The organism is Taklimakanibacter deserti, assembly GCA_003574785.1.
The window spans coordinates 368,725-392,062 of sequence record QORU01000001.1 but is presented as its reverse complement, the minus strand read 5'-3'; the positions used below and the strand labels follow the sequence as shown (position 1 = coordinate 392,062).

23 protein-coding genes are annotated in these 23,338 nt (G+C 60.9%); 11 read left to right on the top strand and 12 right to left on the bottom strand.

The features are described 5' to 3' along the window. Positions 1–45: 45 nt before the first annotated feature. Genes DS839_RS01815 through DS839_RS01780 form a run of 8 tightly spaced genes read left to right on the top strand, consistent with a single transcriptional unit; the run spans position 46 to position 8,308 of the window. Complete coding sequence (locus DS839_RS01815; RefSeq protein WP_119268560.1) at positions 46–1,089, top strand: ABC transporter substrate-binding protein; 1,044 nt, start codon at positions 46–48, stop codon at positions 1,087–1,089. A gap of 31 nt (positions 1,090–1,120) precedes the next feature. Next, the gene (locus tag DS839_RS01810) at positions 1,121–1,975 is read left to right on the top strand and encodes an ABC transporter permease (RefSeq protein WP_162918227.1); all 855 of its coding nucleotides are present in this window, start codon (positions 1,121–1,123) and stop codon (positions 1,973–1,975) included. Beyond that, positions 1,972–2,799: an ABC transporter permease gene (locus DS839_RS01805; RefSeq protein ID WP_162918226.1), complete on the top strand. Its 828-nt coding sequence runs from the start codon at positions 1,972–1,974 to the stop codon at positions 2,797–2,799. The genes DS839_RS01810 and DS839_RS01805 overlap by 4 nt, the downstream gene beginning before the upstream one ends. Positions 2,800–2,810: 11 nt before the next feature. Further along, positions 2,811–3,938 (top strand): ABC transporter ATP-binding protein, encoded by a 1,128-nt coding sequence (locus DS839_RS01800; RefSeq protein WP_162918225.1) that lies wholly within the window; start codon positions 2,811–2,813, stop codon positions 3,936–3,938. A gap of 51 nt (positions 3,939–3,989) precedes the next feature. Next, positions 3,990–5,624 carry a GMC family oxidoreductase gene (locus tag DS839_RS01795; protein ID WP_119268556.1) on the top strand — a complete coding sequence of 545 codons (1,635 nt, stop codon included), beginning with the start codon at positions 3,990–3,992 and terminating at the stop codon, positions 5,622–5,624. Positions 5,625–5,665: 41 nt separating this feature from the next. Continuing rightward, entirely contained in the window at positions 5,666–7,093 is a 1,428-nt protein-coding gene (locus DS839_RS01790; RefSeq protein ID WP_119268555.1) for an NAD-dependent succinate-semialdehyde dehydrogenase, read from the top strand. Positions 7,094–7,126: 33 nt separating this feature from the next. Then, positions 7,127–7,870, top strand: a complete 744-nt coding sequence (locus DS839_RS01785) for an MBL fold metallo-hydrolase (RefSeq protein ID WP_119268554.1) — start codon at positions 7,127–7,129, stop codon at positions 7,868–7,870. 27 nt (positions 7,871–7,897) lie between these two features. After that, the gene (locus DS839_RS01780) at positions 7,898–8,308 is read left to right on the top strand and encodes a RidA family protein (protein WP_119268553.1); all 411 of its coding nucleotides are present in this window, start codon (positions 7,898–7,900) and stop codon (positions 8,306–8,308) included. A 118-nt stretch (positions 8,309–8,426) separates the two neighbouring features. On the opposite strand, the gene DS839_RS01775 is transcribed toward DS839_RS01780, so the two are convergent. Further along, the gene (locus DS839_RS01775) at positions 8,427–8,906 is read right to left on the bottom strand and encodes a cupin domain-containing protein (RefSeq protein WP_119268552.1); all 480 of its coding nucleotides are present in this window, start codon (positions 8,904–8,906) and stop codon (positions 8,427–8,429) included. Positions 8,907–8,966: 60 nt separating this feature from the next. Here DS839_RS01775 and DS839_RS01770 point away from each other — a divergent pair, with 60 nt between their 5' ends. After that, entirely contained in the window at positions 8,967–9,428 is a 462-nt protein-coding gene (locus tag DS839_RS01770) for a MarR family winged helix-turn-helix transcriptional regulator (RefSeq protein WP_119268551.1), read from the top strand. Here DS839_RS01770 and DS839_RS01765 read toward each other — a convergent pair. Together DS839_RS01765 and DS839_RS01760 are read right to left on the bottom strand one after the other, a co-directional pair. Continuing rightward, entirely contained in the window at positions 9,402–10,001 is a 600-nt protein-coding gene (locus DS839_RS01765) for a TetR/AcrR family transcriptional regulator (RefSeq protein WP_119268550.1), read from the bottom strand. The two genes, DS839_RS01770 and DS839_RS01765, sit on opposite strands and share 27 nt — an antisense overlap. Positions 10,002–10,008: 7 nt before the next feature. Then, positions 10,009–10,470 carry a nuclear transport factor 2 family protein gene (locus tag DS839_RS01760; RefSeq protein WP_119268549.1) on the bottom strand — a complete coding sequence of 154 codons (462 nt, stop codon included), beginning with the start codon at positions 10,468–10,470 and terminating at the stop codon, positions 10,009–10,011. Between the two features lie 151 nt (positions 10,471–10,621). Here DS839_RS01760 and hutC point away from each other — a divergent pair, with 151 nt between their 5' ends. Both hutC and DS839_RS01750 read left to right on the top strand, forming a co-directional pair. Next, positions 10,622–11,389, top strand: coding sequence for a histidine utilization transcriptional repressor HutC (gene hutC, locus DS839_RS01755; RefSeq protein WP_119268548.1), 768 nt, complete (start codon positions 10,622–10,624; stop codon positions 11,387–11,389). Then, entirely contained in the window at positions 11,386–12,522 is a 1,137-nt protein-coding gene (locus DS839_RS01750; protein WP_119268547.1) for a M24 family metallopeptidase, read from the top strand. Before hutC ends, DS839_RS01750 begins: the two co-directional genes overlap by 4 nt. On the opposite strand, the gene DS839_RS01745 is transcribed toward DS839_RS01750, so the two are convergent. From DS839_RS01745 to DS839_RS01705, 9 genes are all read right to left on the bottom strand, one after another. After that, positions 12,519–13,742 (bottom strand): aminotransferase class V-fold PLP-dependent enzyme, encoded by a 1,224-nt coding sequence (locus tag DS839_RS01745; protein ID WP_162918224.1) that lies wholly within the window; start codon positions 13,740–13,742, stop codon positions 12,519–12,521. The two genes, DS839_RS01750 and DS839_RS01745, sit on opposite strands and share 4 nt — an antisense overlap. Positions 13,743–13,775: 33 nt before the next feature. After that, positions 13,776–14,792 carry an ABC transporter ATP-binding protein gene (locus DS839_RS01740; protein WP_119268545.1) on the bottom strand — a complete coding sequence of 339 codons (1,017 nt, stop codon included), beginning with the start codon at positions 14,790–14,792 and terminating at the stop codon, positions 13,776–13,778. Continuing rightward, on the bottom strand, positions 14,782–15,789 hold the full coding sequence (locus DS839_RS01735) for an ABC transporter ATP-binding protein (protein WP_119268544.1): 1,008 nt from the start codon (positions 15,787–15,789) through the stop codon (positions 14,782–14,784). The genes DS839_RS01740 and DS839_RS01735 overlap by 11 nt, the downstream gene beginning before the upstream one ends. Beyond that, positions 15,786–16,676 carry an ABC transporter permease gene (locus DS839_RS01730; RefSeq protein ID WP_119268543.1) on the bottom strand — a complete coding sequence of 297 codons (891 nt, stop codon included), beginning with the start codon at positions 16,674–16,676 and terminating at the stop codon, positions 15,786–15,788. The genes DS839_RS01735 and DS839_RS01730 overlap by 4 nt, the downstream gene beginning before the upstream one ends. A 2-nt stretch (positions 16,677–16,678) precedes the next feature. Next, positions 16,679–17,614 (bottom strand): ABC transporter permease, encoded by a 936-nt coding sequence (locus DS839_RS01725; protein WP_119268542.1) that lies wholly within the window; start codon positions 17,612–17,614, stop codon positions 16,679–16,681. Between the two features lie 2 nt (positions 17,615–17,616). Beyond that, positions 17,617–19,197 carry an ABC transporter substrate-binding protein gene (locus DS839_RS01720; RefSeq protein WP_119268541.1) on the bottom strand — a complete coding sequence of 527 codons (1,581 nt, stop codon included), beginning with the start codon at positions 19,195–19,197 and terminating at the stop codon, positions 17,617–17,619. A 146-nt stretch (positions 19,198–19,343) separates the two neighbouring features. After that, positions 19,344–20,543 carry a M20 metallopeptidase family protein gene (locus tag DS839_RS01715; RefSeq protein WP_368911044.1) on the bottom strand — a complete coding sequence of 400 codons (1,200 nt, stop codon included), beginning with the start codon at positions 20,541–20,543 and terminating at the stop codon, positions 19,344–19,346. Beyond that, a complete protein-coding gene (locus DS839_RS01710) occupies positions 20,530–21,708 on the bottom strand; it encodes a M24 family metallopeptidase (protein ID WP_119268540.1) in 1,179 nt (392 codons plus the stop codon). Before DS839_RS01710 ends, DS839_RS01715 begins: the two co-directional genes overlap by 14 nt. Positions 21,709–21,724: 16 nt before the next feature. Beyond that, positions 21,725–23,338 (bottom strand): NTP transferase domain-containing protein, encoded by a 1,614-nt coding sequence (locus DS839_RS01705; protein WP_119268539.1) that lies wholly within the window; start codon positions 23,336–23,338, stop codon positions 21,725–21,727.

Here is a 23,338-nt window from a genome sequence, read left to right as displayed (position 1 = left end):
AGCAGATGTCTATTAACGGGCTGGAACCCAAGACAGGAGGGAACTATGGTTTCTAGAAGAACATTTCTCGCGACTACCGCCGCTGCTGCGATGGCCGGCACTTTCAAGGCACAAGCCGCCTCTTTCGATGGCCAAACCCTGCGCGTCCAATTCTGGGGCGGCAGTGACGGGCTTGCGATCCAAAAATACATTGTCGATCCGTTTATGAAGGCAACCGGCGCCAAGGTGGTGGTTGAAGAAGGCGTGACCTCAGCGTCGATCGCCAAGGTCACGGCTCAAAAGAATGACCCGCAGATCGATGTCGCGTTCCTTGACGACGTGGGCGTCTTCGCCCTCAACCGACAGGGACTGCTTGACAAAATCGATCTGTCAAAAGTGCCGAATGCCAAGGATGTCTATCCGGCCTTCATCCTCGATGGCGGATTTGGCATCGGGTTCTGGACCTACATCACCACGATCTTGCACAATACGAAGGGTCCGGCGCCGGCGTCTTGGGACGACCTCTGGTCCCCTGCCTATCAGGGCAAAGTGCTTGTGCCCGCGATCACCGATACCCAGGCTCTGCTTCTGACCGTCATGGCTGCGCAGCTCGGCGGCGGAAGCCTTGAGAATCTCGATCCCGCCTGGCCGAGATTGAAGGCCCTGAAGCCTCAGATTTTCTCCTTCATCGAAAACCGAGCGCTCGATGCTCAGGTCCTGCAGGCGGGTCAGGCAACCGTAGCGGTCGATATTCCTACGTATTTCAAGCCATACATGTCCGGCAGTTCGGACATTGGCGTGACCACAGACTTGAAGGAGGGCTATTTCGCCATTACGGGCGCGGCTGTGCTCGTGAAGGGATCGAAAGGCGACCGCGATCTGGCCCACGCCTTCATCAATCAGGCTCTTTCGCCCGACGCGCAGGCCGGCTTTGCCACAGACGTTTGGTACGGTCCGACCAATCAAAAGACGGTCGTTTCCGATTCCGCCGCACCTTACGTGGTCCATACCCCCGAACAGCTTGCGAAGGCTATCCAGGTGCCACGTCTCGAACTGGTCAACAAGCGGCCGGAGATCGTGGAAAACTGGAACAAGATCTTTTTCAGCTGACGCTAACGACCATACATGGGATCCCACGCCATTGAAAACGCGTCTTCAGACTGACTGGCTTGCGCTCGCCCTGTTTACTCCAGGGATACTCGTTGTCGCACCGCTAGTCGGCGCTTGTTTTATGTTGGTTCGCAACAGTTTCAATGACTGGGATCCCATGCTGACGATGGTGCCTGCCTGGACGTTGAAGAACTATTTTTACATCTTCACCGATCCTGCGCAGATCAAGGCACTGATCACAACACTGAGAATTAGCCTGACGGTCACGGTGGCATGCCTTTTCATCGGCTATCCCGTTGCGGTCGCTATTTCTCGGACCGGCCGCTATCGGGGCTTGCTCATGTTTCTCCTCGTTACCCCTATGCTGACCGATGTCCTCATCCGGGCGTATGGTTGGATGGTGATTTTGGGGCCTAACGGACCGGTCAATAGCTTGATGACGGCGGCCGGGGTCTGGACCGTGCCGAAAAGGTTGATTTACACAGAACTCGCCGTGGTGCTGGAGATGATCCATGAAAATATCCCCTTCATGATCCTGCCATTGGCGGCGGTTTTGGAGAGGATCAACCCGGCCTTGAACGACGCAGCGATGAATCTCGGTGCTTCACCTGCGCGCGCCTTCTTTCATGTCACCTTGCCGCTGAGCCGACCGGGACTCATTGCGGGCACTCTGCTGGTGTTCGCCCTCTCGGCCAGTGCGTTTGTGGCACCGCTGGTCCTTGGTGGGGGCAATGTCAGCGTCATGACTACCCTGATGCAACAAACAATGCTTACGACACTCAATTGGCCGCAAGGCTCTGCGCAATCCGTTGTCCTGGTGGGGCTCGTTCTCATTCTGCTGGCGATTTACGGATGGGTGCTTTCAAAGGGAAGGCGCGTCGCATGAAGTTGCGCTTGACCAGAAATGGGCTCCTTCTGACCTATGTCACGGGATTCTTCGTTTATCTTGAAGCTCCGCTGGCGGTGATTGTGTTTGCCTCGTTCAATAGCGGCCAAATCGTGCGCATTCCGCCCGACGGCTTTTCGCTCAAGTGGTATGGTGCGCTGCTGGATCTTCTGCGAAACGCACCAGCAATGAAACCAGGCTTGGTGGACGCCGTGTTCACCAGCCTTTGGCTGGGTGTAGCGAGCACCGTCGGCGCAGTCATTGCCGGGACCCTGGGTGCATATGCGCTGCAGCGGGCGAAAGTACCCGGCACGCAAATATTGCGGCAACTCTTCCTGCTCCCGCTGCTCTTTCCCCAAATCGTGACCGGCATCGGCTTGGTTCTATGGTTTAGTGCCATTGGCGGCGTTCCGACATGGCTGCGATTGCTGCTTGGGCATTTGATCATCACTTTGCCGTGCGTGGTTATCACGGTGACCGCAAGCCTCGAGACTCTTGATCGGAGCCTGGAAGACGCGGCGATGAATCTTGGAGCAAATCGGGTCGCAACGTTCATCCACATCACGTTGCCGAGCATTCGAGGTGGTGTGCTGGCCGGTGCAATTTTCGCCTGGCTAACGTCATTTTCTAATTTCACAGTGACGTTCTTCTTGTTCTCAGGCGAGATGAACCCGCTTCCTCCCTGGCTATATTCATACATAGAATACTACATCGACCCAGGTGCTGCAGCCCTGTCCACCTGCGTTCTTCTGATTACACTGTGCGTTCTGCTGATGATCAATCGCCTGCAAGCACTCGGTCGAGTGGTGTCGGTATCCAAATGAGCGTTGTTGAAATGAAGAAATCCGGCCAAAAAATTGCCCGAGTTGACGAAAAGCCTGTCTTGGAATTGCGCGGCATATCCAAGTCCTTCGGGCAGATGAATGTCGTCGACGATGTTTCTCTCGACGTCTGGCCGGGAGAGTTCGTTTCGCTGCTGGGCCCGTCGGGTTGCGGGAAAACGACCACGCTCCGAATGATCGCAGGTTTTATCGCCCCTGATGAAGGTCGGGTCATTTTGGGCGGCAAGGACATAACCGAAGTGCCGTCATACAGGCGCGACGTCGGTATGCTATTTCAAAGCTACGCCCTTTTCCCTCACATGACGGTCCGAGGGAATGTGGGCTTCGGCCCAAGAATGCGTCGCGAGACAAGCAGCGTGATCGCGGATAAAGTCCGCTGGGCCTTGAGTCTCGTTAAACTCGAGGGCTATGAAGACCGCCGGCCGAATGAGTTGTCGGGCGGCCAACAGCAACGAGTCGCTATCGCACGCGTTCTCGCCGGCGGCGCTTCGATGTTGTTGCTCGACGAAGCATTCTCCAATCTTGACGCAAAGCTCCGCGGTAGAATGCAGGAAGAAGTTCGCGAGCTTCAGCTTCGTCTCGGCATTGCCACGGTCCTCGTCACCCACGACCAGGAAGAAGCTCTCGCCATGTCAGATCGCATCGTGATCATGAATGGCGGCAAAGTTGAGCAAATCGGCACACCAAAGCGGGTCTACAGTAGCCCATCTTCGTTATTTGTCGCCGACTTCATGGGTCGCTGCAATCGGATCGAAGGAACTCTGCATCACGATGACAGGGCCAAGGCTTGGTATCTCGACTGTGGGCCTTCGGGGAAGATCAAGCTCGAAACCATTCCTCATCCGGCCGCTCGCGAGGGCGAGCAATGCCAAGTTTTCGCGAGGCCGGAGCATTTGAGTCTCACTCAATCCGCGAAAGATCACGAGGGCGATGGACTGAGAGGCCGTATTGAGCGCTTGGTTTATCTCGGATCGCGATCCGTTGCATATGTAACGCTCGAGGGAGATGTTCCCTTCCAAGTCCAGCTACCCAATAAGCCCGGTTTGTCAGACGAGTTTTCCGTTGATGGACCTGTAGTCGTTGTTCCCCTACCCGGCGCTGTCACTCCGTTGCCAAAATGATTCATCGGCTCGTTCACGACTGATCCGAATAACTATTATACGAATGATGCAATGGCAAAAACGCAGGAAGACATTTTCGACTACATCGTGGTGGGTGCCGGCAGTGCCGGTTCGGTGATCGTCAATCGTCTTAGTGCCGATGGCAAGTCGAATATTCTTGTGCTCGAAGCTGGTGGACCAGATCGCAATATCTTCCTTCATATCCCTGCAGGATATGTCAAGACACTCACCAACCCGCACTTGACTTGGCCGTTCAAATCCGAGCCAAGTCCAGGCAGCGGAGGAAGAGCAATCCCACTTCCCCAAGGGCGGGTTTACGGAGGCTCGAGCTCGCTCAATGGTCTCGTTTACAACCGTGGACAGGCCGCCGACTTTGACGAGTGGGCTCGGATGGGCAATTCAGGTTGGGGGTACGAGGACGTCCTTCCCTATTTTCGTCGATCGGAGCGACGCATTGGTCCTGGTGACGCGCGCTATCACGGACGCCAAGGAAATATCACTGTAAGTGATCCCAATTGGAAGAACGAGCTTTGTGAAGCCTTTATCGAGAGCGTGGAATCCACCGGTATTCCGCGCAATCCGGATTACAACGGCGCGGCGCAAGCGGGTGTGGGCTACTTCCAGCGCATGATTGACGGCCGTTTTCGGGTCTCGGCCGCTACAGGTTTCCTTCACCCGGCGCTCAAACGTCAAAACGTCGAGATTCTCCCCTTCGCTCAAGTGTGCGACCTTCTCGTCGAAAACGGCCGGGTCTCAGGTGTCTCGTACTTGAAGGGCGGCAATCCATCCCTCCGCACGCTGGTGCGTTGCCGCCGCGAGGTCGTCCTCTGCGCCGGCACGATCAACACCACGCGCATCATGCAGCTCGCCGGCATTGGTGACGGGGCCATGCTCTCAAAAGCCGGCATTGATACCCGACATCATCTACCCGGCGTAGGTCGGAATTTTCGCGATCACTACTTTATTCACATCAACCAACGGATGAAGAAGGATGTTCTCTCCCTGAACCAACAAGCAAAAGGATGGCGGCTCGGCGTTGAGATATTGAAATGGCTGGCGGGCGTACCGAACATCCTCTCCCTCAGTCCATCTGTCGTTTATGCGTTTTGCAAATCGCACGTCTCGGTCGACAGGCCGGATCTCCAATATATTTTTACGCCTGGCAGCTACAAGCCAGGTCATGTCTACGTTCTGGACGATTTTCCCGCCGTGACATGCGGGTTCAGTCAGCACCGGCCTGAAAGCTCTGGGCACATATCAGTCGCCTCGCCTGATCCAACTGTGCCTCCTTCTATTCAACCAAACTACCTCTCGGCTTCTGCAGATCAGACAGTTGTAGTCACAGCACTTCGGTTGGCTCGCACGTTCCTGGCGGCAAAACCACTTGCTCCTTTCGTGGAGAGCGAGGAAGAACCAGGGAAACCTGTTCAAAGCGATGAAGCGCTGTTGGACTTTGCGCGGCGCACCGGCAATACCGGCTATCACTTCGTGGGAGCCTGCAGCATGGGGCCGCGAAGCAATACACTAGCGGTCGTCGATCCGGAGCTCAGGGTACATGGGCTCGCCGGGCTACGCATCGTAGATGCATCTGTGATGCCCACCATGCCATCCGCAAATACATATGCGTCTACACTCATGATCGCCGAAAAAGGTGCCGACCTCATACGGGGTATCTCACATGCTTGATGCACACTCATCGCGTGCCAGCTTGATCAGAGGGATTTCAAATGTACCAGGACTCGCTGTTACACATTGACGGCAGCTGGCGCCCCGGATCGGCCAGCGAGACCATTGCGGTGATCAACCCTGCTAGCGAAGAAGTGGTTGGAACAGTCGCCAAGGCGAGTGAGGGCGATCTTGAAGAAGCCGTCGCTGCAGCCCATCGCGGCTTCTTGATGTGGCGAAAAATACCTGCGCTCGAACGAGCGAAGATAATGCTCCGCGCTTCTGCCCTTCTTCGTGAACGTGAAGGTAAGATCGCCCGGCTGATTTCAATCGAGCAGGGAAAGCCGCTCCATGAAGCTCTCAACGAAGTTTGGACGGCGGCAGAGACAAATGACTGGTTCGCTGAGGAGGCAACGCGCACCTATGGCCGTGTTATCCCCTCCCGCGGCGAAGGCATTCATCAGTTCACGGTTCGTGAGCCGGTCGGACCTGTTGCAGCCTTCACGCCCTGGAATTTCCCCATAATCCAAATCGTCTGCAAAATGTCTGCGGCCTTGGCGGCTGGATGCTCGATCATCGTCAAGGCGCCTGAGGAAACACCGGCCTCCCCATCGGAACTTCTACGCGCATTCATCGAGGCGGGCATTCCTGCAGGAGTGATCAACCTGGTGTTTGGCAACCCGGCGCAAATCTCACAGTATCTGATTTCACATCCGCTCATTCAAAAGGTCTCGTTTACGGGCTCAACCATCGTGGGAAAGCAGCTCGCCTCGTTGGCAGGACTGCATATGAAGCGTGCCACCATGGAGCTTGGGGGACACGCGCCGGCGATCGTTTTTTCCGACGCTGATCTCGATGCGGCGGTGAATGGTTTGAGTTCGGCAAAGTTCAAGAATGCGGGGCAAGTGTGCATCTCGCCTACCCGGTTCTTGATCCAGGAATCCATATTCGAAACATTCGTTGAAAGATTGGCCGAGAAGGCAGCGACTATTCAAGTCGGCGATGGACTGACCAGCGGCACAATGATGGGTCCGCTGGCAAACAAACGTCGCTTGGAAGCCATTGATGCTTTTGTGTCCGATGCGGTGAAATCCGGCGGTGAGATCAAAACCGGTGGCAAGCGGATAGGCAACCACGGCTATTTCTACGAACCCACGGTGATTGCGAACCCCTCGAATGACGCTAGGGCAATGAATGAGGAGCCTTTCGGGCCTGTCGCCTTTGTCAGGCCCTTCCGGACATTCGATGACGCTATTCAAGAGGCAAATCGGCTTCCCTACGGTCTAGCCGCTTATGCCTATACAAGCTCGGCAAAGACGGCAGCCGCCGTGGGAATGGCAGTCGAAAGCGGGATGGTATCGATCAATCACCTGGGCTTGAGCCTTCCGGAAACACCGTTTGGCGGCGTCAGGGATTCCGGCATCGGGTCGGAAGGAGGCACAGAGGGGATCGACGCCTATTTGTCCACCAAGTTCATCTCGCAAATCTAAGGCACAAGATTTTTGATCGCGGAGCGGCTTCTTATGTTTCGGCTTTTCTCTCAGTTCACAAGTCAAGAATGGTACTGCTCGGATCGCGTGGATGAAAACATATGGAAAATCCGTGAATCGTACATAGACGAGGGCCATGGTTGCAATATGTGGTTCGTGCGAGGACGCGACAGAAATTTGCTTTTCGACACAGGGTTTGGATTTGTTTCCCTGCGCCGCTTTATCGGCGAAGACGTCAGCCGGAATGTCGTGACGGTTTCGAGCCACAGTCACTGTGATCACATTGGGTGCAATCACGAATTTGAATGTCGTTACGCCCACTCCGCTGAAGCCTCCGTACTGGCGAACCCCACAGGGGCCAACACAATCTATGAGCCATACGCGGTGCCGGCGATGATTGCCGTTCCTATTGAACCCCTGGAGATCAAAAACCATAAGATCGCTCCCGCAGCACCGACAAAACTGCTGGAAGATGGAGATGTCGTCGATCTCGGTGATCGGGCGTTCGAGGTGATCCACGTGCCTGGGCATTCGCCAGGTTCAATCATGCTGTACGATCATCGGGACCAGATTCTGTTCAGCGGCGATGCCGTCCATGACGGCTCTCGTGGAATTGGGCGAACCAGCTGGTACAGCTCAAATCATGATCACTATTTGGCGTCTTGCGAGCGAATACGCCACTTGCCTGTTCAAACATGTCATGCCGGACATTATCCCAGTTTCGACGGCAAACGGTATCGGCAGATAGTTGAGGAGTTTATCACCCGGCGGGAGTGAGCCCGGTATTTCAAAGAGGAGAGAACATTGGCACACTTATGCATCAATCCTGAAGGAATAGATGCCCCCAATAACTATACCCATGTCATAATCGCTCGCGGGAGCCGAATGGTGTTCATTGCCGGACAATACCCGGAAGACCCGAGCGGCAAGCTTGTTGGTCAAGGCGACATGGCGAAACAAGCGGCCCAGGCTTTCGCAAATTTGAGTTTGGCCCTGCGCGCAGCTGGTGCGCAGCCACAGGACGTAACCAGGCTCGGCATCTATGTGGCAAACTACAAGCGTGAATATCTGGCGATGATTGATCCGGGCCGCCGGGCGGTGTTTGGAGACTATCATCCAACAGACGTGCTCATAGGCGTGGAAACACTTGCATACCCGGAATACTTGATTGAGGTAGAAGCGATCGCAGTGATCCAAGACGAGGCGGCGCCTTAGCGCCGCAGATCCATCGGCCGCAACGGCCATGCAAGCTTCAGAAGCCTCAAGCTGATGTGAACACGCCCAAAGCCGGCGACCGGAGACAATCCTCACCGACGGCGCGCTGTGTTTGAACTCATGGCCCCTTGGGCAGCACCGGCGTCAGGCCGTGCCGGCGCATGATCTCGAACATCTTGGCGCGATCGGGAGGACCACCGGCCGCCGCGGTGAGCAGCGCAAAAACCTCGCGGAAATAGTTGGGGCCGATCGCTGCCGGCGTGATCACGCACAAGACCTTCGCATCCGTGCTGCCATTGTTGTCGAAGCGATGAACCGCGCCGCGCGGAATGCATAGAGCCTGGCCGGGCCCCACATCGAGTTGGTTTCCGTCGACCGTCCAGGTCAGGATTCCCTCAAGCCCATAGATGGTTTCTTCGTAGTGATCGTGGCTGTGCGCCGGCGCCGGCAGTCGCTGCGCGGCGGCGACGACCAGCTCGAAGGCGGCGATGCTGCCGTTCGATTCGCCGCCCGTGAGCAGGAAGCGCACGGTGAGCCCAGGTGAGCCGATGGTCTCGTCCGCGGGGTTTATGCGGGCTTGCGCCGCTGGCTGTGGCATTCCGCCCTCCCATGTGGTAAATTCAATTTACCGACGCAGAGTAAATGGAATTTACGCCGAATGTCAATACCGCAATCCGAGGAAGGCCCGCCCGGCAAGCCGCCCCTGATCGGCGCCTTGCTCAGGGTGCCGGCCCAGGCAATTCATCGCAAGCTCATCAACGATCTCAAGGCCGCCGGTTTTGAAGACCTTAGTCTCCCCCACATGGCCGTGCTGCAATATCCCGGTCCGGACGGCGTTCGGCCCGGCATCCTTGCCGAGCGCGCCGGCATGAGCAAGCAGGCCATGAACCAGCTTCTCAAGACGCTCGAGGGCCTTGGATATGTCACCCGATCCACCGTGCCGGATGAACGCGGTGCGCGGATCGTCCGCTTCACCAAGCGAGGCCGCGCCGCCTTCAGGAAGATGGTGGACATCCTTGCGGACATCGAGCGCGAATGGAGCCGGGAGCTCGGACCTAAGCGTTTCGCCGAGCTCAAGAGGCTGCTTGGCATCTTATGGGACAGCCGCTTGGTTCGCTGATCTTTGTGCGACAGCGAGCGACCGCTCCACACGTTCCTCGAGCTGCCGCAAGGTCCGGCCGAATATCGCCTTGTCATTGAGCGCACGCGCAAGCGTGAGGGCGCCCTGGATGCCGATCACCGCTTCTTCCGCCAGTGTCCTGGCCGTTGCCGGGGCGACGCCGCCGCGCCTCAACGCATCTTCCAAAGATTCGATCCAGCGCTTGAAATAGGCGCGGATCGGCCGGGCGAAACGGTCGCGCGTCTCATCGAGCGCAAAGGCGCCGATGAGGCAGATGCGCCGGCCGGAACGGAAATAGTCGTCGACCGCCTGCCACATGGATTTGATCGCCCTGCGCGGCTCGTCTCTCTCCAAGGGTTCGAAGACCTTGGCGACGAACCAGTCATGCACGTGGGCCAGGATCTCGGCCGCCATCTCGTCCTTCCCGCCGGGAAAGAAATGATAGAGGCTGCCTTTCGACAGTCTGGTGCGCTCGGTGATGCTGTTCATCGACGCACCTTCGAAGCCGAGCTCACGGAACACCTCGGCCACCAGCGGGACGACATCGCTCTTTTCGAAGACGGTGCGGGTCATGGCATTGCTAGAGGCCGAGATCGGAGAGGCCCGGATGGTCGTCGGGCCGCCGTCCCAAGGGCCAGCGGAATTTCCGTTGGGCTTCCGTGATCGGCATGTCGTTGATCGAGGCGAAGCGGCGCTGCATCAGGCCGGCCTCGTCGAACTCCCAATTCTCATTGCCATAGGAGCGGAACCAATGACCGCTGTCGTCATGCCATTCATAGGCGAAGCGCACCGCGATGCGGTTGCCGGCGAAGGTCCACAATTCCTTGATCAGCCGGTAGTCCAGTTCCTTGTTCCATTTGCGGGTCAGGAATTCGATGATCTCCTGCCTGCCGACCGGGAATTCGGCGCGGTTCCGCCAGCGGCTGTCCTCGGTATATACCAGCGCCACACGCTGCGGATCGCGGCTGTTCCAGCCGTCTTCCGCCATGCGCACCTTGGCGGTCGCGGTCTCATGCGTGAAGGGTGGCACCAGTGCCGCCATGACGTCTCTCCTTTTAAACCATTTGTCTCAGACTAAACCGATCGGTTTATCATGTAAAGAAGCCGTGCCACGCCGCTGCATTCTGGCGTTGAACGCGGGGTGTTTTATGTGTAGACAATAAACCGAAAAGCGCATCGATCCGGAAATTCGAATGCTGAACAAGCGTCCCAAGAAAAAGCCCGATCAGACGGTCGCGCTTGACGGCAACGGCCCCATCTACAAGCAGATCGAGCGCGCCGTGCGTGGCGAAATCATGAGCGGGCGCTGGCCGCCCGGCCACCGCATCCCGCCCGAGCACACCCTGCTCAAATGGTTCTCGACGACACGGGCGACCGTCAACAAGGCGCTTTCCAAGCTCACCGAGGCGGGGCTTCTCGAACGCCGGCGCAAGCAAGGCACGCTCGTCGCCCAGACGACGGACTCGCATGCGGTCATCGGATTTCTCGACATCCGCAAGGAGATCGAGGCGAAGGGCAAGGAATACAGCTACCAGGTGCTGCGCACGACGCGCCTCGTTGCCGGCCCCAAGACCGCCGCCTGGCCGGAAGTACCGCCCGGTACGCCGATCCTGCATGTGCAGGCCGTCCATCGCGGCTTCGGTAAGGCCGAGGTCCTCGAGGAGAGATTCATTAACCTCGACGCGGCGCCGGATGCCGTCCATGCCGATTTCGAGGCGGAGACGCCGAATATCTGGCTCCTCGCCCGCCTGCCCTGTACGCGCCTGCGCCATTCGATCACCGCCGAGACCGCCACGCCCGAGCAGGCCCGGCAATTGCAGATCCCGCCCCATGCGCCCTTGCTGGTCTCGCGCCGCCGCACCTGGGCCGACGCGCTGCCCGTGACATGGGTCAAGCTCCTCTATCCCGGCGACCGCAATGAGTTTGTCGGCGAGTTCAATCCGCTCGATTCACTGCCATGAGCGAGCTCGCGCGCCGTAACCGCAAACGGCTGGTCGATCTCCTCGGCGCCTCGGATCTCATGGTCCTCGCCACCGTCCCCGAGCATGTCTTCTATTGCAGCGGCTACAAGAGCATGGGTTACGACACGGACCGGCACATGCGCATGGCCGTGATCTTCGACTCCACGCACAGCATCGTCATTGGCCCCAAGGCCGATCTATGGGCAGCCAGGGAGGTGATGGGTGATGGTCCCGATTATTTCACCTACGGCACATTCTTCTTCGGTGAGCACGACAAGACGCGCGGCGCCACCGAGTTCGGCACATATGGCGAGGCGCTCGCCGCCGCCATCGTGCGGCTTGCCCCGGGCAAGCGCCATCTGTTTTATGATCGCCTGCCGGAAATCTCCGCGCTGCCTGGCACCCTCGCACTGCAGGATGGATCTGGCACCTTCCGCCGCTCGCGTGCCATCAAGCACTCACTCGAGATCGATCTCATGCGCAAGGTATCGGCGCTGACCGAGGATGCCCTGGCCCGGGCGCTTGCTGAAGCTAAGGCCGGCATGAGCGAGGCAGAGCTCGCCGCGATCATGTCGTCGGAGATCGTCACTCGAGGCGCCCTGCCCGGCTTCATCGTCGTCACCGCCGGCGAAAGGAGCGCCTTTGCCGACGCCTATCCGACGGCGAAGCGGCTCCAGGCCCAAGGCATTGTCCGCATCGATATCGGCTGCATGCTCGACGGCTACTGGTCGGACACGGCGCGCACCGCCTTTGTCGGCGAGCCTCGCGCCGATGCGCTCCTGGCCTTCGCCGCGACGTCGGCCGGCCAGGAGGCCGGGCGCAGACTGGTGAGGCCCGGCGTCTCGACCGATGCGATCTTCAACGCCGCCGTCGCCGCCGTGCGCCAGGCCGGCCTTCCCGATTACCGCCGCCACCATGTCGGCCATGGCCTCGGCATTGAGTCGCATGAATATCCGACGATCAGCGCAACGAATGCCGTCACGCTGGAGCCCGGCATGGTGTTCTGCATCGAGGCGCCCTATTACCGGCCCGGCTGGGGCGGCGTCATGACCGAAGACACCTTGCTCGTGACTGAGCGCGGCGCGGAATACTTCACCCGCCTGCCGCGCGAGCCCTATATCATTCCCGCTTAGCCACGATCGAGGATCGTGAAGGCCGCTTCGACAAAACGGTCGACTTCTTCGATGCTGTTCGACAGGCTAGGCGACACATGGATGCCTTTGAGCGATGGGTCCTCCTCCATCTCGAAGGCCAGCACGTGGATCTTGAACTCGTCGAACAGGAGCTTGGTGAAGGCCTTGTTCTCCAGTCCATCGACCGTGAAGGCGCCGAAGCCGGTACCGGGCTTGGCCTGGATGTCGGTCAGGATCCTCACTCTCTCATGGGCGCTCAGCGGTGCGACCCAACGCTCACGCAAATAGCGCAACCGCGCCGACTTTTCTTCCTGGCCGATCGCGAGATTGAAATCGAGCGCATCGGGAATGGCCGCCGGCAAGGCCTTGAAGACCGTGCCGACCTCCTCGAACTTCTCGATAGAATCGACCGGCTTGTTCGACCAGCTCGCCCACAGCGGCCAGATGTCGGCGATCCGCTCGCGCCTCACATAGAGGAAGCCCGTGCCGCGCGGCCCGAACATCCATTTATGCAGGCTGGTGGCGAAAGCATCGCAGCCGAGTTCCCCGAGGCCGAGTGAAATATGACCGGCCGAATGCGCCCCGTCGATGAAGTGGAAGATGCCTTTGGCGCGCGCCAGGTTCGACAGCTTGACGGCCGGCAGGACCTGGCCGGTGCGCGCGACGATATGCGGGTAAGTGATGAGGCGCGTTCGCTCGCTGATCTGCGCTTCGAAGGCCGCGATGACGTCTTCATCGCTGCCGCGGCCAAAAGGCAGGTTGGCGAGCTTCACCACAATGCCGTCGCGCCTGGCGCGCTGGCGCAAGATGGCAAGATTTGAGTCATAGCAGAAGTTCGTGGCAATGACCTCGTCCCCGGCCTTGAGCGGAATGCCGTTGAGGATGGTGGCGATGCCTTCCATGGTATTGCGGGTGAGCGCGATCTCATCCGCCCCGGCACCGAAATAATCGGCAAGCGACCGGCGGATGCGGATCGAAGACCCGCTCTCCTTGAGCTCCCGGAACGGCTCATATTCATCGAGCTCATAAGAGAGCGACAGATCGACCAGCGACTTGACGCGCTCGCGGACCTGGACGGGTGCCGCCCCCCGGCGCGTATTGACGAGCTGGGTGTGGGTATACATGGGCTGCATCAGCGCCCTGACCGTGCTCCAATAAGTCTCATCATCCGGCGCATTCTTGAGCGCGCGGGCCTCGGCGATGTCATTCTTCGAAAACACGATCAAGCCTCCCGGTCGTCAACGATATCGAGTTCAAACGGCTTCGCGCAGGCGTGGCCTCGCGATCACTTCGCCTCTGTAAATCTGTTCGGCGATGACGCAGGCCGCGCTGTGGCCGGCGGATAGCGCAACGGCCTCGGGCGCAGCTCGCGCGCATATCTCCATGGCCTGCGGGCAGCGGGTGCGGAACCGGCAACCGGAGGGCGGATTGGTCGGGCTCGGTATGTCGCCCTTGAGCGCCGGTGCCTCGCGCGTGGCTTCGATCCTGGGATCGGCGCTCGGCACCGAGGCGAGCAAAGCCGATGTATAGGGATGGCCGGGCCGCGTATAGACGTCGAGCGAGCTTCCCTCCTCGATGACCTTGCCGAGATACATGACATAGACGCGCGACGCCGCCTGGCGCACCAAAGCGAGATCATGGGCGATGAACAGGCAGGCGACGCCTAATTCCTTCTGCAGGTTCAGGAACAGGTTCATCACCTGAGCCCTGACCGAGAGATCGAGCGCGCTCACCGGCTCGTCGCAGATGAGCACGCGCGGTTCGACCGCGAGCGAGCGCGCGATGGCGACGCGCTGGCGCTGACCGCCCGACAATTCGCGTGGATAGCGCTCGGCCAGCATGGCGGGCAATCCCACCTGGTCGAGGAGGCGCAGGATGCGCCGGCGCTGCTCTTCCCTGTCGGCGATGCCGTGGATGGCGAGCGCTTCGGCAATCGCCTCGCCGATCGTCTGGCGGTCGTTGAGCGACGCGTAAGGGTCCTGGAAAACATATTGGATGGCGCGCCGGGTCTCGCGCAGATGTTTTCCGCTGAGTGTGCCGAGATCGATGCCATCGAGCAGCACGCGTCCGCTTTGCGGCCGCTCCAGGCCGACGATCGAGCGGCCGAGCGTCGACTTCCCGCAACCCGATTCGCCCACAAGCCCGACGATCTCGCCAGCATTGAGATGGATGCTGACGTCATCGACCGCCTTGACCCATTTGCCGCGCTCGACGCTCTTGAACCGGGTGACGAGATTCTCCACCCGCAATAAAGCTGTGTCAGCCGGCATAGAGCACCTCGCTGTTGCCGTTCACGACCGGACAGGCCGCCAGCACATGCCGGTCATTCGTCGCCGCGAGCGGCGGCCTTGCCGTCTGGCACGTCTCCACCGCATGGCGGCAGCGGGATGCGAAAGCGCAACCCTTGATCGGCGCGCTGAGCACCGGTGGCGATCCCGGCAGGCCGCGGAATGGAGTGCCCGGCATGTCGTCGACGCGCGGGATCGCGTCGATGAGTCCCCTCGTATAGGGATGCCGGGGTTCGGTCAGCACGGTCGCGGCCGGGCCATATTCCATAACCCGTCCGGCATACATGACGGCAACCCTTGCCGCGATGCCGGCCACCACGCCCATGTCATGGGTGATCAGCACCATCGCCATGTTCAAGCGCTTCTGCAGGTCCCTGAGCAGGGAAATGATCTGCGCCTGCACCGTGACATCGAGCGCCGTCGTCGGCTCATCCGCGATCAGGAGCTTGGGCTCGGCGGCGATGGCGATCGCGATCATGACTCTTTGGCGCAAGCCGCCCGACAATTCATGCGGATACTGCCTGAGGCGTGCCTCGGGATCGGACATCCGCACCATCTTGAGGAGATCGAGCGCGCGTGCTTCCGCCTGCATGGCGGACAGGCCGAGATGCAGTTCGGCCACCTCGGCGATCTGCCGGCAAATGGTCCGCGCCGGATTGAGAGCGCTCATCGGATCCTGGAAGATCACGCCGATCGAACCGCCGCGCAATTTGCGCAGCAGCCCCTCCCCTGCCCCGACGAGTTCCTTGCCGTCGAAACGGATCGAGCCCGTGATGCTGACGCTGACACCCAAAGGCATCAGGCCCAGCGGGAAGAAATTGAGCACCGTCTTGCCGCTGCCGCTTTCGCCGACAATGGCGAGTGTTTCGCCGGCGGCGACCGAGTAGCTCACCTTGTCGACCGGACGCACGCCGGCATGCAGGGTGAAGAGATCGATGGAGAGATCGTTGACGGCAAGGATCGGCGAGGACGCGCTCATGCGGCCTCCTTCGCCCAGAGGGCTGCCGTCGCTTGTCTGAGACGCAGGATCTTCGCCGGCAGCGGCGTCGGCACGCGGTTGAGCGCCACGGCTTCGCCTAAGAGATTGAAGCCGATCACCACGCCGGTCAGAGCGAGGCCCGGCAGGATGACCTGGCGCGGCGAGGATTCGAGATAGGGCAGCGCATCGACCAGCATCTGGCCCCATTCCGGCGTCGGCGGCTGGATGCCGAGGCCGAGGAAGCTCAGCGTGGCGATGGCGAGCGCCACCGCACCTGCGTCCGCGGTGGCGTAGACGAGGACGGCGCCCAGCGTCGCCGGCAAGAGATGGCGGAAATAGATGCGCCAGGGACTGGCGCCTAGCACTTTCAGCGACTCGATATGCGGCCGGTTCATCACATTGACGGCGACGGCGCGGCTGATGCGGGCGCTGCCCGGCCACCAGGCAAGCGCCAGGGCCAGGATCATGTTCCAATAGCCGGTGCCGAATATGCCGATGACGGCGAGCGCCACGATGAGGCTCGGCATGGCGAGACCGACATCGACGATGCGCATCAGACCTTCCTCAACCCAGCCGCGGCGATAGCCGGCGATGGTACCGATGGTGACGCCGACCGACAGGGCAAGGATGAGGACGAGGCTCATGCCGACGACCGAGGTGCGGGCCGCGGCAATGATGCGGCTCAGCGTGTCGCGGCCGAGATGATCGGTGCCGAGCCAATGGGCAAGGGCCGGACCCTGATTGACCGCGAGCAGATTCTGCGCATTGGGATCATGCGGCGTCAGCCACGGGGCAAAGACGCCGAGGAAGACGAAGACCAGGACCGCGCCGACCGCGAGCTTCGGCATGCCCGCAATGAAAGAGAGGAGATCGCGCAAGGATTTCATTGTCAGCTTCCTTGCCGCCTGAGCTTGGGGTCGGTGAAGATCATGCCGATATCGACCATGAGATTGAGCAGGATGAAGAAGGAGATGAAGATCAGGAGACAGGCCTGCACGACCATGAAGTCGCGGAAGCGGATGCCGGTGAGGAACAGGTCGCCGACGCCATGCCAGGCGAAGAGCGGCTCGACCACGACGGCGCCCACCACCATGACGCCGGTCTGGGCGCCGAGCGCATTGATGTATGTGGGCGCGATATTGGGCAGCGCATCGCGGAAGAGGATGGCGCGGCGCGTGAGGCCCTTGGCGACGGCGGTGAGCGCGAAGGGCCGCGCCATCGCCTCTTCGAGCCCTACTCTCACGACGCGGCTCAGCACGGCGGCCGGCAGGAGCCCGATGGTGAGCCAGGGCAATATCCAGCTCGAGGGCCCGGCAAGGCCGAAGGTCGGTACCAAGCGCAATTCGACAGCGAGCCCATAGATCAGAAGCGCGCCGACGAAGAAGGACGGCATCGAGGCGCCGAGCAAGGCGACAAGGCGCCCCAATACGTCCGGCCATTGCCTGGGCCACATGGCGCCGGCGAAGCCGAAGACGAGGCTCAAGAGCAAGGCGACGCTGGCGCCGCCCGCTACCAGCATGGCGGTCACCGGGAGGCGGCTCGCCAGCGCCGGCCCCACCTCTTCACCGGTCTTGTAGGAAATGCCGAGATTGCCGGTGAGCGCGTCCTTGAGCCAGCCGGCATAGCGCACCGGTATGGGGTCGTTGAGCCCGAGCTCCTCCTCGATCTTCTGGATGTCGGCAAAGCTGGCATTGGGCGAGCGCAATTCCGCGATGAGCACCGCGATATTGCCCGGCGCCGAGACGACCAGCGTGAAGCAGAGGAGCGTCGCCAGGATCAGCAGGACGAATGAATTGCGGACCCGGCGCGAGACCAAAGCGAGCATGACTAGCCCTGCTCGCTCAAGGTGATCCCTTCATAGGGCAGGTCATACTCGGTCGCCGGCGGGACAAAGCCTTTCACCCGCAGCGAATGCGCCCACATCGAGGGCACATAGAGCAAGGGCGCGATGGCTGTCTCGTCATGCAACCAGCCATAGATGTTCTGCAGCGCGCTCTCGATATTGGCCTCCGAAGCCTGCATGACCGCTGTGACCAGTGGGTCCAGGTTCTTGGGATCGACATAGAGCTTGCCGTCGACGCCATTGTCATAGGTCGAGAGGAACAGGCCGACGATGCTGCCGAAGGGCTCATAGGGCGCGCCGAAGGTCAGGAAGAAGGCCATGTCGTATTTGCGTGCCGGAATATCGCTATGGCGCGAGGCATGGTCGATCGAACGGATCGTGAGATCGATGCCGATCTCGCGCAGCTGCGCCTGCATGACCTCGGCCACGGCGCGCGATCCGGCGATCTGTTCCTCGCTGGCGACGATCTCGATGGCGAGCGGCTTACCGTCCTTCTCGCGGATCGCATCGCCCTTCCAGCCCGCTTCATCGAGGAAGGCCTTGGCCGCCTCGACATCGCGTGCCGGGACGGCGAAGCGCTTGCCGGCCATGGGCACGGTCTCGGCATAGAGATTGCCGGCGGGCTGCGCCAATCCCTGATACAGCACTTGCGCAATCGCCGCGCGGTCGAAGCCGATATTGATCGCCTTGCGCACGCGAGCGTCCTTCAACGCCTCGTTGCGGTCGGGATTGAAGCCGAGCACGATGGTCGTCGTCCCGGTCTCGACCGTCACGTCGATGCCGGCATTCTTGAGCGTCATCGCTTCATTGGCGGTGAGCGGTGCCAGGAAGTCGCCGCCGGTGAGATCGATCTCGCCCGCCCGGAGTGCTGCCATGCGGCTGCGCGAATCGGGGAGGACCTTGAGCTCGAGCCGTTCGAAGGACGGCTTCTCGCCCCAATAGCTGTCGAAGCGGCGGAACGAGCTGCCGTCATTGCCGGAGCTTTCCTGGATCCATGGGCCGGTGCCGACCGGTGATTGATAATTGCCGTCCTTGTCGACGGATTTGGGGCTGAGGAAGCGGCTCGGCCGGATGAAGGAAAACTCATAGAGCAGGCCCAGCACCGGCTCCTTGAACTCGATCTCGACCGTGTGGTCGTCGATGATCTTCTTGGACTGGTAGGCGCGTGAGCTGTTCATCCAGTTCTGCGCGTCCTTGCCGATCCAGCGGTCGAGATTCCACATGAGCGCCTCGGCGTTCCACGGCGTCCCGTCCTGGAAGGTGACGCCCTGGCGCAGCTTGAGCCGGAAGCGCTTGCCGCCCTCCTCGAGGCTCCATTCGGTCGCGAGGCAGGGCAGCATCTCGCCATTCTTGCCATAGCGGATCAAGGGCTCGAACATGAGATCCTGCACGCCCCAGAGGCCGGCATATTTATGCGGATTGAGATCGCCGGCCGGCTTCACGATCGCGACCGTCAGGGCATTGCCGGCGGCGGCCTCGGCCAGAACGGAAGCGAGCGGAAAAGTCGACAGAGCAGCAGGCGCTGCCAGCATGCCTTTCAGAAATATGCGTCGCGACGCAGTCATTGGCGGTTCCCTCCAGGTTGTTCTTATTGTCTATACAATAAAGCGTAAGCGATTTTTATTGTCTAGGCAATAGAGAATCCATCATCCCGGCGAGAAATCTCGCCGGGATGACCGTAAGCCTGAGAGTGAAACGTGAAGACCGACGCTTAGCCGTCGCGGTCGCCGGTGCTCAAAAAGCGCTTCGCCGCCGCGACCAGGGTCACGGCGCCCACCGGAAGGGCCGCCTCATCGACGCGGAATTTCGGGTGGTGGAGCGGATAGACCGATCCTTTGTCTTCGCTGCGGATGCCGAGACGGAAATAGACCGACGGACGCTTCTCGCTGTAGAAGCCGAAATCATCCGCCGCCGTCCAGCCTGGCGCCTTGAGCACATTCGTCTCTCCGAAAGAGGCGGCGGCACTTTCGCTGACGATCTGGGTGAGCTCCGCGTCATTCACCACCGGCGGCTCGCCTCTCACGATCTTGAGATCGACGTGCACCTGGTGGCTTAGCGCCACGCCCCGCAAGATCTCGCCAAGGCGGCGTTGCGCTCGCTGCCTCGTCGCCTCGCTGCCGCTGCGGATCGTGCCCTTGAGATGCACCTTGTCGGCAATGACATTATAGGCGCCGCCACCCTCGATGCCGGTGATCGAGACCACCAGCGGATCATAGGGATCGGTCTCGCGCGCCACGATCTTCTGGATCTCGGTGACCATGGCGCAGGCGGCGACGATCGCATCGACCCCTTCCGACGGCTTCGCCGCGTGGGCGGAAGTGCCGGTGACGACCGCATCGAAGATGTCGGAAGCGAGCGTATAGGGTCCGCTGCCGACGGCGATCTTGCCTGAGGGCGTATAGGGATCGACATGGATGCCGATGGCGCCGTCGACATCATCGAGGAGCCCCTCCTCGACCACACGCCTGCCGCCCAAGGGCTCGGCTTCCTCGGCCGGCTGGAAGATGAGGCGCACCGTGCCGCCGAAGCTCGCGCGCGTCCGATGCAGGTGGGCGGCCGTGGCGAAGACCATGGCCGAATGCGCATCATGGCCGCAGGCATGCATGACACCGGGATTTGTCGACGCGAAGTCGACGCCCGATTCCTCGATGATCGGCAGCGCGTCGATATCGGCGCGGATCGCGACCTTGCGGTTCGACTTCACCTTGCTGCCGACGATGTCGACCGCGAGCCCGTAGCCGGCGACTTCCTTGATGCCGGTGATGCCTTCCCTCTCGAGCGCCTTCTTGAGATAGGCTTGCGTCTTCTCTTCCGCATTGGAGAGCTCGGGGTTGCGATGCAGATGCCGGCGGATCTCGATCATCCGCTCGAGGATGTCCGCTTCCATTTCCTGACGCTCATGATTTGACATGGATCTCTCTCGGGAACTTCGTCAGCGTCTCATTGCCTCTTTCGGTCACCAATATGGTCTCACTCACCTCGATGCCCCAGCCCTCCATCCACATGCCGAGGATGCAATGGACGACATTGCCGGGCTCGAGCACGGTCTTGTCGCCGGGCCGAAGGCTGATCGTATGCTCGCCCCAATCGGGCGGATAGGCAACCCCGATCGAATAGCCGATGCGCGATTCCTTCTTGAGGCCATAACGCGCGATCACCTTGCGCCAGGCCGCCTCGACCTCTTCCGCGAAGATCCCGGGCTTTGTGGTGGCAAGGACCGCCTCCATGCCTTCGAGGACGGCCTTGGCCGTATCGGCGACCTGCCCTGGCGTCTTGCCGAGCTGCATCGTGCGGGCCAGGCCCGCGGCATAGCGCCGGCACACGCCGGCGAGCTCGAGCGCGATCGTCTCGTCTCTGCCAAAACGGCGGTCGCTCCACATGATGTGGGGTGCCGAGGCATTCTCACCGCCGAGAATCGTCGGCGGCAGCGCCGTGATATCGCCGGCGAAATCCTTCGCACCCGCCACTTGTGCCCCCTGGATCTGGGCGATGGCGTCGCATTCGCGCACATCGGGTGCGATGACCTCATAGGCTTTGCTGACCGCCGCCTGGGCCAGCAGCGATGCCTTGCGCAGATAGTCGATCTCGGCCGGCGATTTGACGGCGCGGATCCAGTTCACCAGGAGATCGGCATCGTGGAACTTGGCATTGGGAAGGCCCGCGACCAATCGCGCATGGGCCTTGGGCGAGAAGTAATAGGCTTCGAGCTCGATGCCGATGCGCCGGTTGCCCCAGCCCTTCTGGACGATCCATTGCGCGATCCAATCCATCGGATGCTTGTCGGCACGCTGCACATGGTCCTCGGGAAAGCCGACGACATTCTCAGGGCGCATCCAGGCGGTCAGCAACCCGCCCGCCGCATCCATGGCGCGCCCGATCCACACCGGCTCTGCATCCTCGATCGGCACCAGCACGACTTGCGGCGTATAGAAGGACCAGCCGTCATAGGCGGTGATGTAGTGCTGGTTGGCGACGTCATTGACGATCAGGAGATCGAGCCCACGCCTTTGCATCTCGGCCCGGATCTTCTTCAGACGTTGCTCATATTCCGCGCGCGCGAAAGGCAGTTCGATCATGTCCGTCTTCTTCCTGTTATGGATTGGGCTTGAGCCGGGCGAGCGCTTCCGGCGTGTCGAAATCGGCGAGCACCGCATCGGAGCGCATGGCGATCTCGGTGATCTGGTCCTCATGCTTGTCCATGAGGCTCTTGGCGCCGCGATCGCCCTCGAGGCTCAGCATTTCCTGGAAATGCTCGCGCCCCCACAGCACCGGATTGCCGCGCTCGCCGCCATGGACCGGCACGATGATGGTGCGGCGCTCGGCCGGATTGAAGGCGGCGATGAGCCGGTTGACATGGCGCCCGGCGACGAGCGGCATATCGCCCAGGGCGACCACCACGCCGTCCGTATCCTTGGGCAGAGCCGCAAGCCCGGTCTTGAGCGAGCTCGCAAGGCCTGTGGCATAGGCCGGATTGTCGATGAACCGGACAGCGAGCCCCGCGAGCGCCGCTTCGACATGCTCGCGCTCATGCCCCGTCACCACCAGCACCGGCCCCGCCGAGGACGCGAGCAAAGCTTCCGCCGATACGCGGATCATCGGCTTGCCTGAGATAGGCGTGAGAAGCTTATTCGATCCCATGCGCGTCGACTTGCCGGCCGCCAGCAGGACGCCGGCGATCTTGGGTGCGCGTTGCGGTTTCGCGTCCTCGCCTTCGCGCGGCGTCGGCCGCGAGGGGATCTCCTTGAGCAGTCCCCCTGCTCCCATATCCATGATGTCCTGGCCCGAGACATGAAGCCCCGCCATGATGCGGGCGAGCACCCAGTCGAAGCCGTTGAGCTTGGGCGAGCGGGCACAAGTCGGCACGCCGATCACCGAAGCCCCTTCGAGCCTTCCGAACATCATCAGATTGCCGGGATCGACCGGCATCCCGAGATGCATCACTTCGCCCTGGGCCGCTTCGACCGCGGCCGGGATGACGTCGCCGCGATCGACGATGGCCGAAGCGCCGAAGATCAGGATCGGATTGAGACCCTTGGCGTGGAGACGTGAAACGGCGTCGCTGACAGGCTTGACGGCGTGGTCGACGACAAGCGTCTCGATGAGCTCGCCTTCGAGATCGGCGATGCGCTCCCGGATCGCATCCTCGGATTTGGCGATGAGCGACGGCTTGGTCTGCGGCAGCCTGGTGATGATGAGACCCGCCTTGCGGTGCTTGAAATTCTCCACCCGGATGAGCGGATCGGCACCGATGACGGAAAGGCCTTCCTCCAGCACCTCGCGCGGCACCGCGAAGGGGATGACCTTCACCGTCGCCACCATTTGCCGGTCCTCGACGATCTCGAACGGACCTGCGGTCGCGAGCGTCAGGCTTTCATGCACCCGGTTGAAGGTTTTGACCCGGTCCTGGTCGATGACGACGAGCCCACGGCCCTTGGCATGCAGATTGGCGCGACCGGTGAACGGCGCCTGCAACACCGTGCCTTCGCCGGCAATGGCTTTCGCCACGATTTCCGCCGCGCGGTCCTCGGGCACGTCGTCTTCGGACAATTGCGCCGCGAAGATGCGGGCGACCTCGCTCTCCTCGAGCAATGCGATATCGGCGGCCGACAGCCTGCGGCCCTTCTTGAACATGCCGCTCTTGTGCTTCACCGAATGCGCCAGGATCGCGCCCTCGGCCGCTCCGACCGCGATCTCGCCGAATTTCAT

Bases quoted from the DNA above. Each gene is read 5' to 3' on its own strand.
- DS839_RS01815 (WP_119268560.1), top strand. From the start codon at position 46: ATGGTTTCTAGAAGAACATTTCTCGCGACTACCGCCGCTGCTGCGATG.
- DS839_RS01805 (WP_162918226.1), top strand. From the start codon at position 1,972: ATGAAGTTGCGCTTGACCAGAAATGGGCTCCTTCTGACCTATGTCACG.
- DS839_RS01800 (WP_162918225.1), top strand. From the start codon at position 2,811: ATGAAGAAATCCGGCCAAAAAATTGCCCGAGTTGACGAAAAGCCTGTC.
- DS839_RS01795 (WP_119268556.1), top strand. From the start codon at position 3,990: ATGGCAAAAACGCAGGAAGACATTTTCGACTACATCGTGGTGGGTGCC.
- DS839_RS01790 (WP_119268555.1), top strand. From the start codon at position 5,666: ATGTACCAGGACTCGCTGTTACACATTGACGGCAGCTGGCGCCCCGGA.
- DS839_RS01785 (WP_119268554.1), top strand. From the start codon at position 7,127: ATGTTTCGGCTTTTCTCTCAGTTCACAAGTCAAGAATGGTACTGCTCG.
- DS839_RS01775 (WP_119268552.1), bottom strand. From the start codon at position 8,906: ATGCCACAGCCAGCGGCGCAAGCCCGCATAAACCCCGCGGACGAGACC.
- DS839_RS01770 (WP_119268551.1), top strand. From the start codon at position 8,967: ATGTCAATACCGCAATCCGAGGAAGGCCCGCCCGGCAAGCCGCCCCTG.
- DS839_RS01765 (WP_119268550.1), bottom strand. From the start codon at position 10,001: ATGACCCGCACCGTCTTCGAAAAGAGCGATGTCGTCCCGCTGGTGGCC.
- DS839_RS01760 (WP_119268549.1), bottom strand. From the start codon at position 10,470: ATGGCGGCACTGGTGCCACCCTTCACGCATGAGACCGCGACCGCCAAG.
- hutC (WP_119268548.1), top strand. From the start codon at position 10,622: ATGCTGAACAAGCGTCCCAAGAAAAAGCCCGATCAGACGGTCGCGCTT.
- DS839_RS01750 (WP_119268547.1), top strand. From the start codon at position 11,386: ATGAGCGAGCTCGCGCGCCGTAACCGCAAACGGCTGGTCGATCTCCTC.
- DS839_RS01740 (WP_119268545.1), bottom strand. From the start codon at position 14,792: ATGCCGGCTGACACAGCTTTATTGCGGGTGGAGAATCTCGTCACCCGG.
- DS839_RS01735 (WP_119268544.1), bottom strand. From the start codon at position 15,789: ATGAGCGCGTCCTCGCCGATCCTTGCCGTCAACGATCTCTCCATCGAT.
- DS839_RS01730 (WP_119268543.1), bottom strand. From the start codon at position 16,676: ATGAAATCCTTGCGCGATCTCCTCTCTTTCATTGCGGGCATGCCGAAG.
- DS839_RS01725 (WP_119268542.1), bottom strand. From the start codon at position 17,614: ATGCTCGCTTTGGTCTCGCGCCGGGTCCGCAATTCATTCGTCCTGCTG.
- DS839_RS01720 (WP_119268541.1), bottom strand. From the start codon at position 19,197: ATGACTGCGTCGCGACGCATATTTCTGAAAGGCATGCTGGCAGCGCCT.
- DS839_RS01715 (WP_368911044.1), bottom strand. From the start codon at position 20,543: ATGTCAAATCATGAGCGTCAGGAAATGGAAGCGGACATCCTCGAGCGG.
- DS839_RS01710 (WP_119268540.1), bottom strand. From the start codon at position 21,708: ATGATCGAACTGCCTTTCGCGCGCGCGGAATATGAGCAACGTCTGAAG.
- DS839_RS01705 (WP_119268539.1), bottom strand. From the start codon at position 23,338: ATGAAATTCGGCGAGATCGCGGTCGGAGCGGCCGAGGGCGCGATCCTG.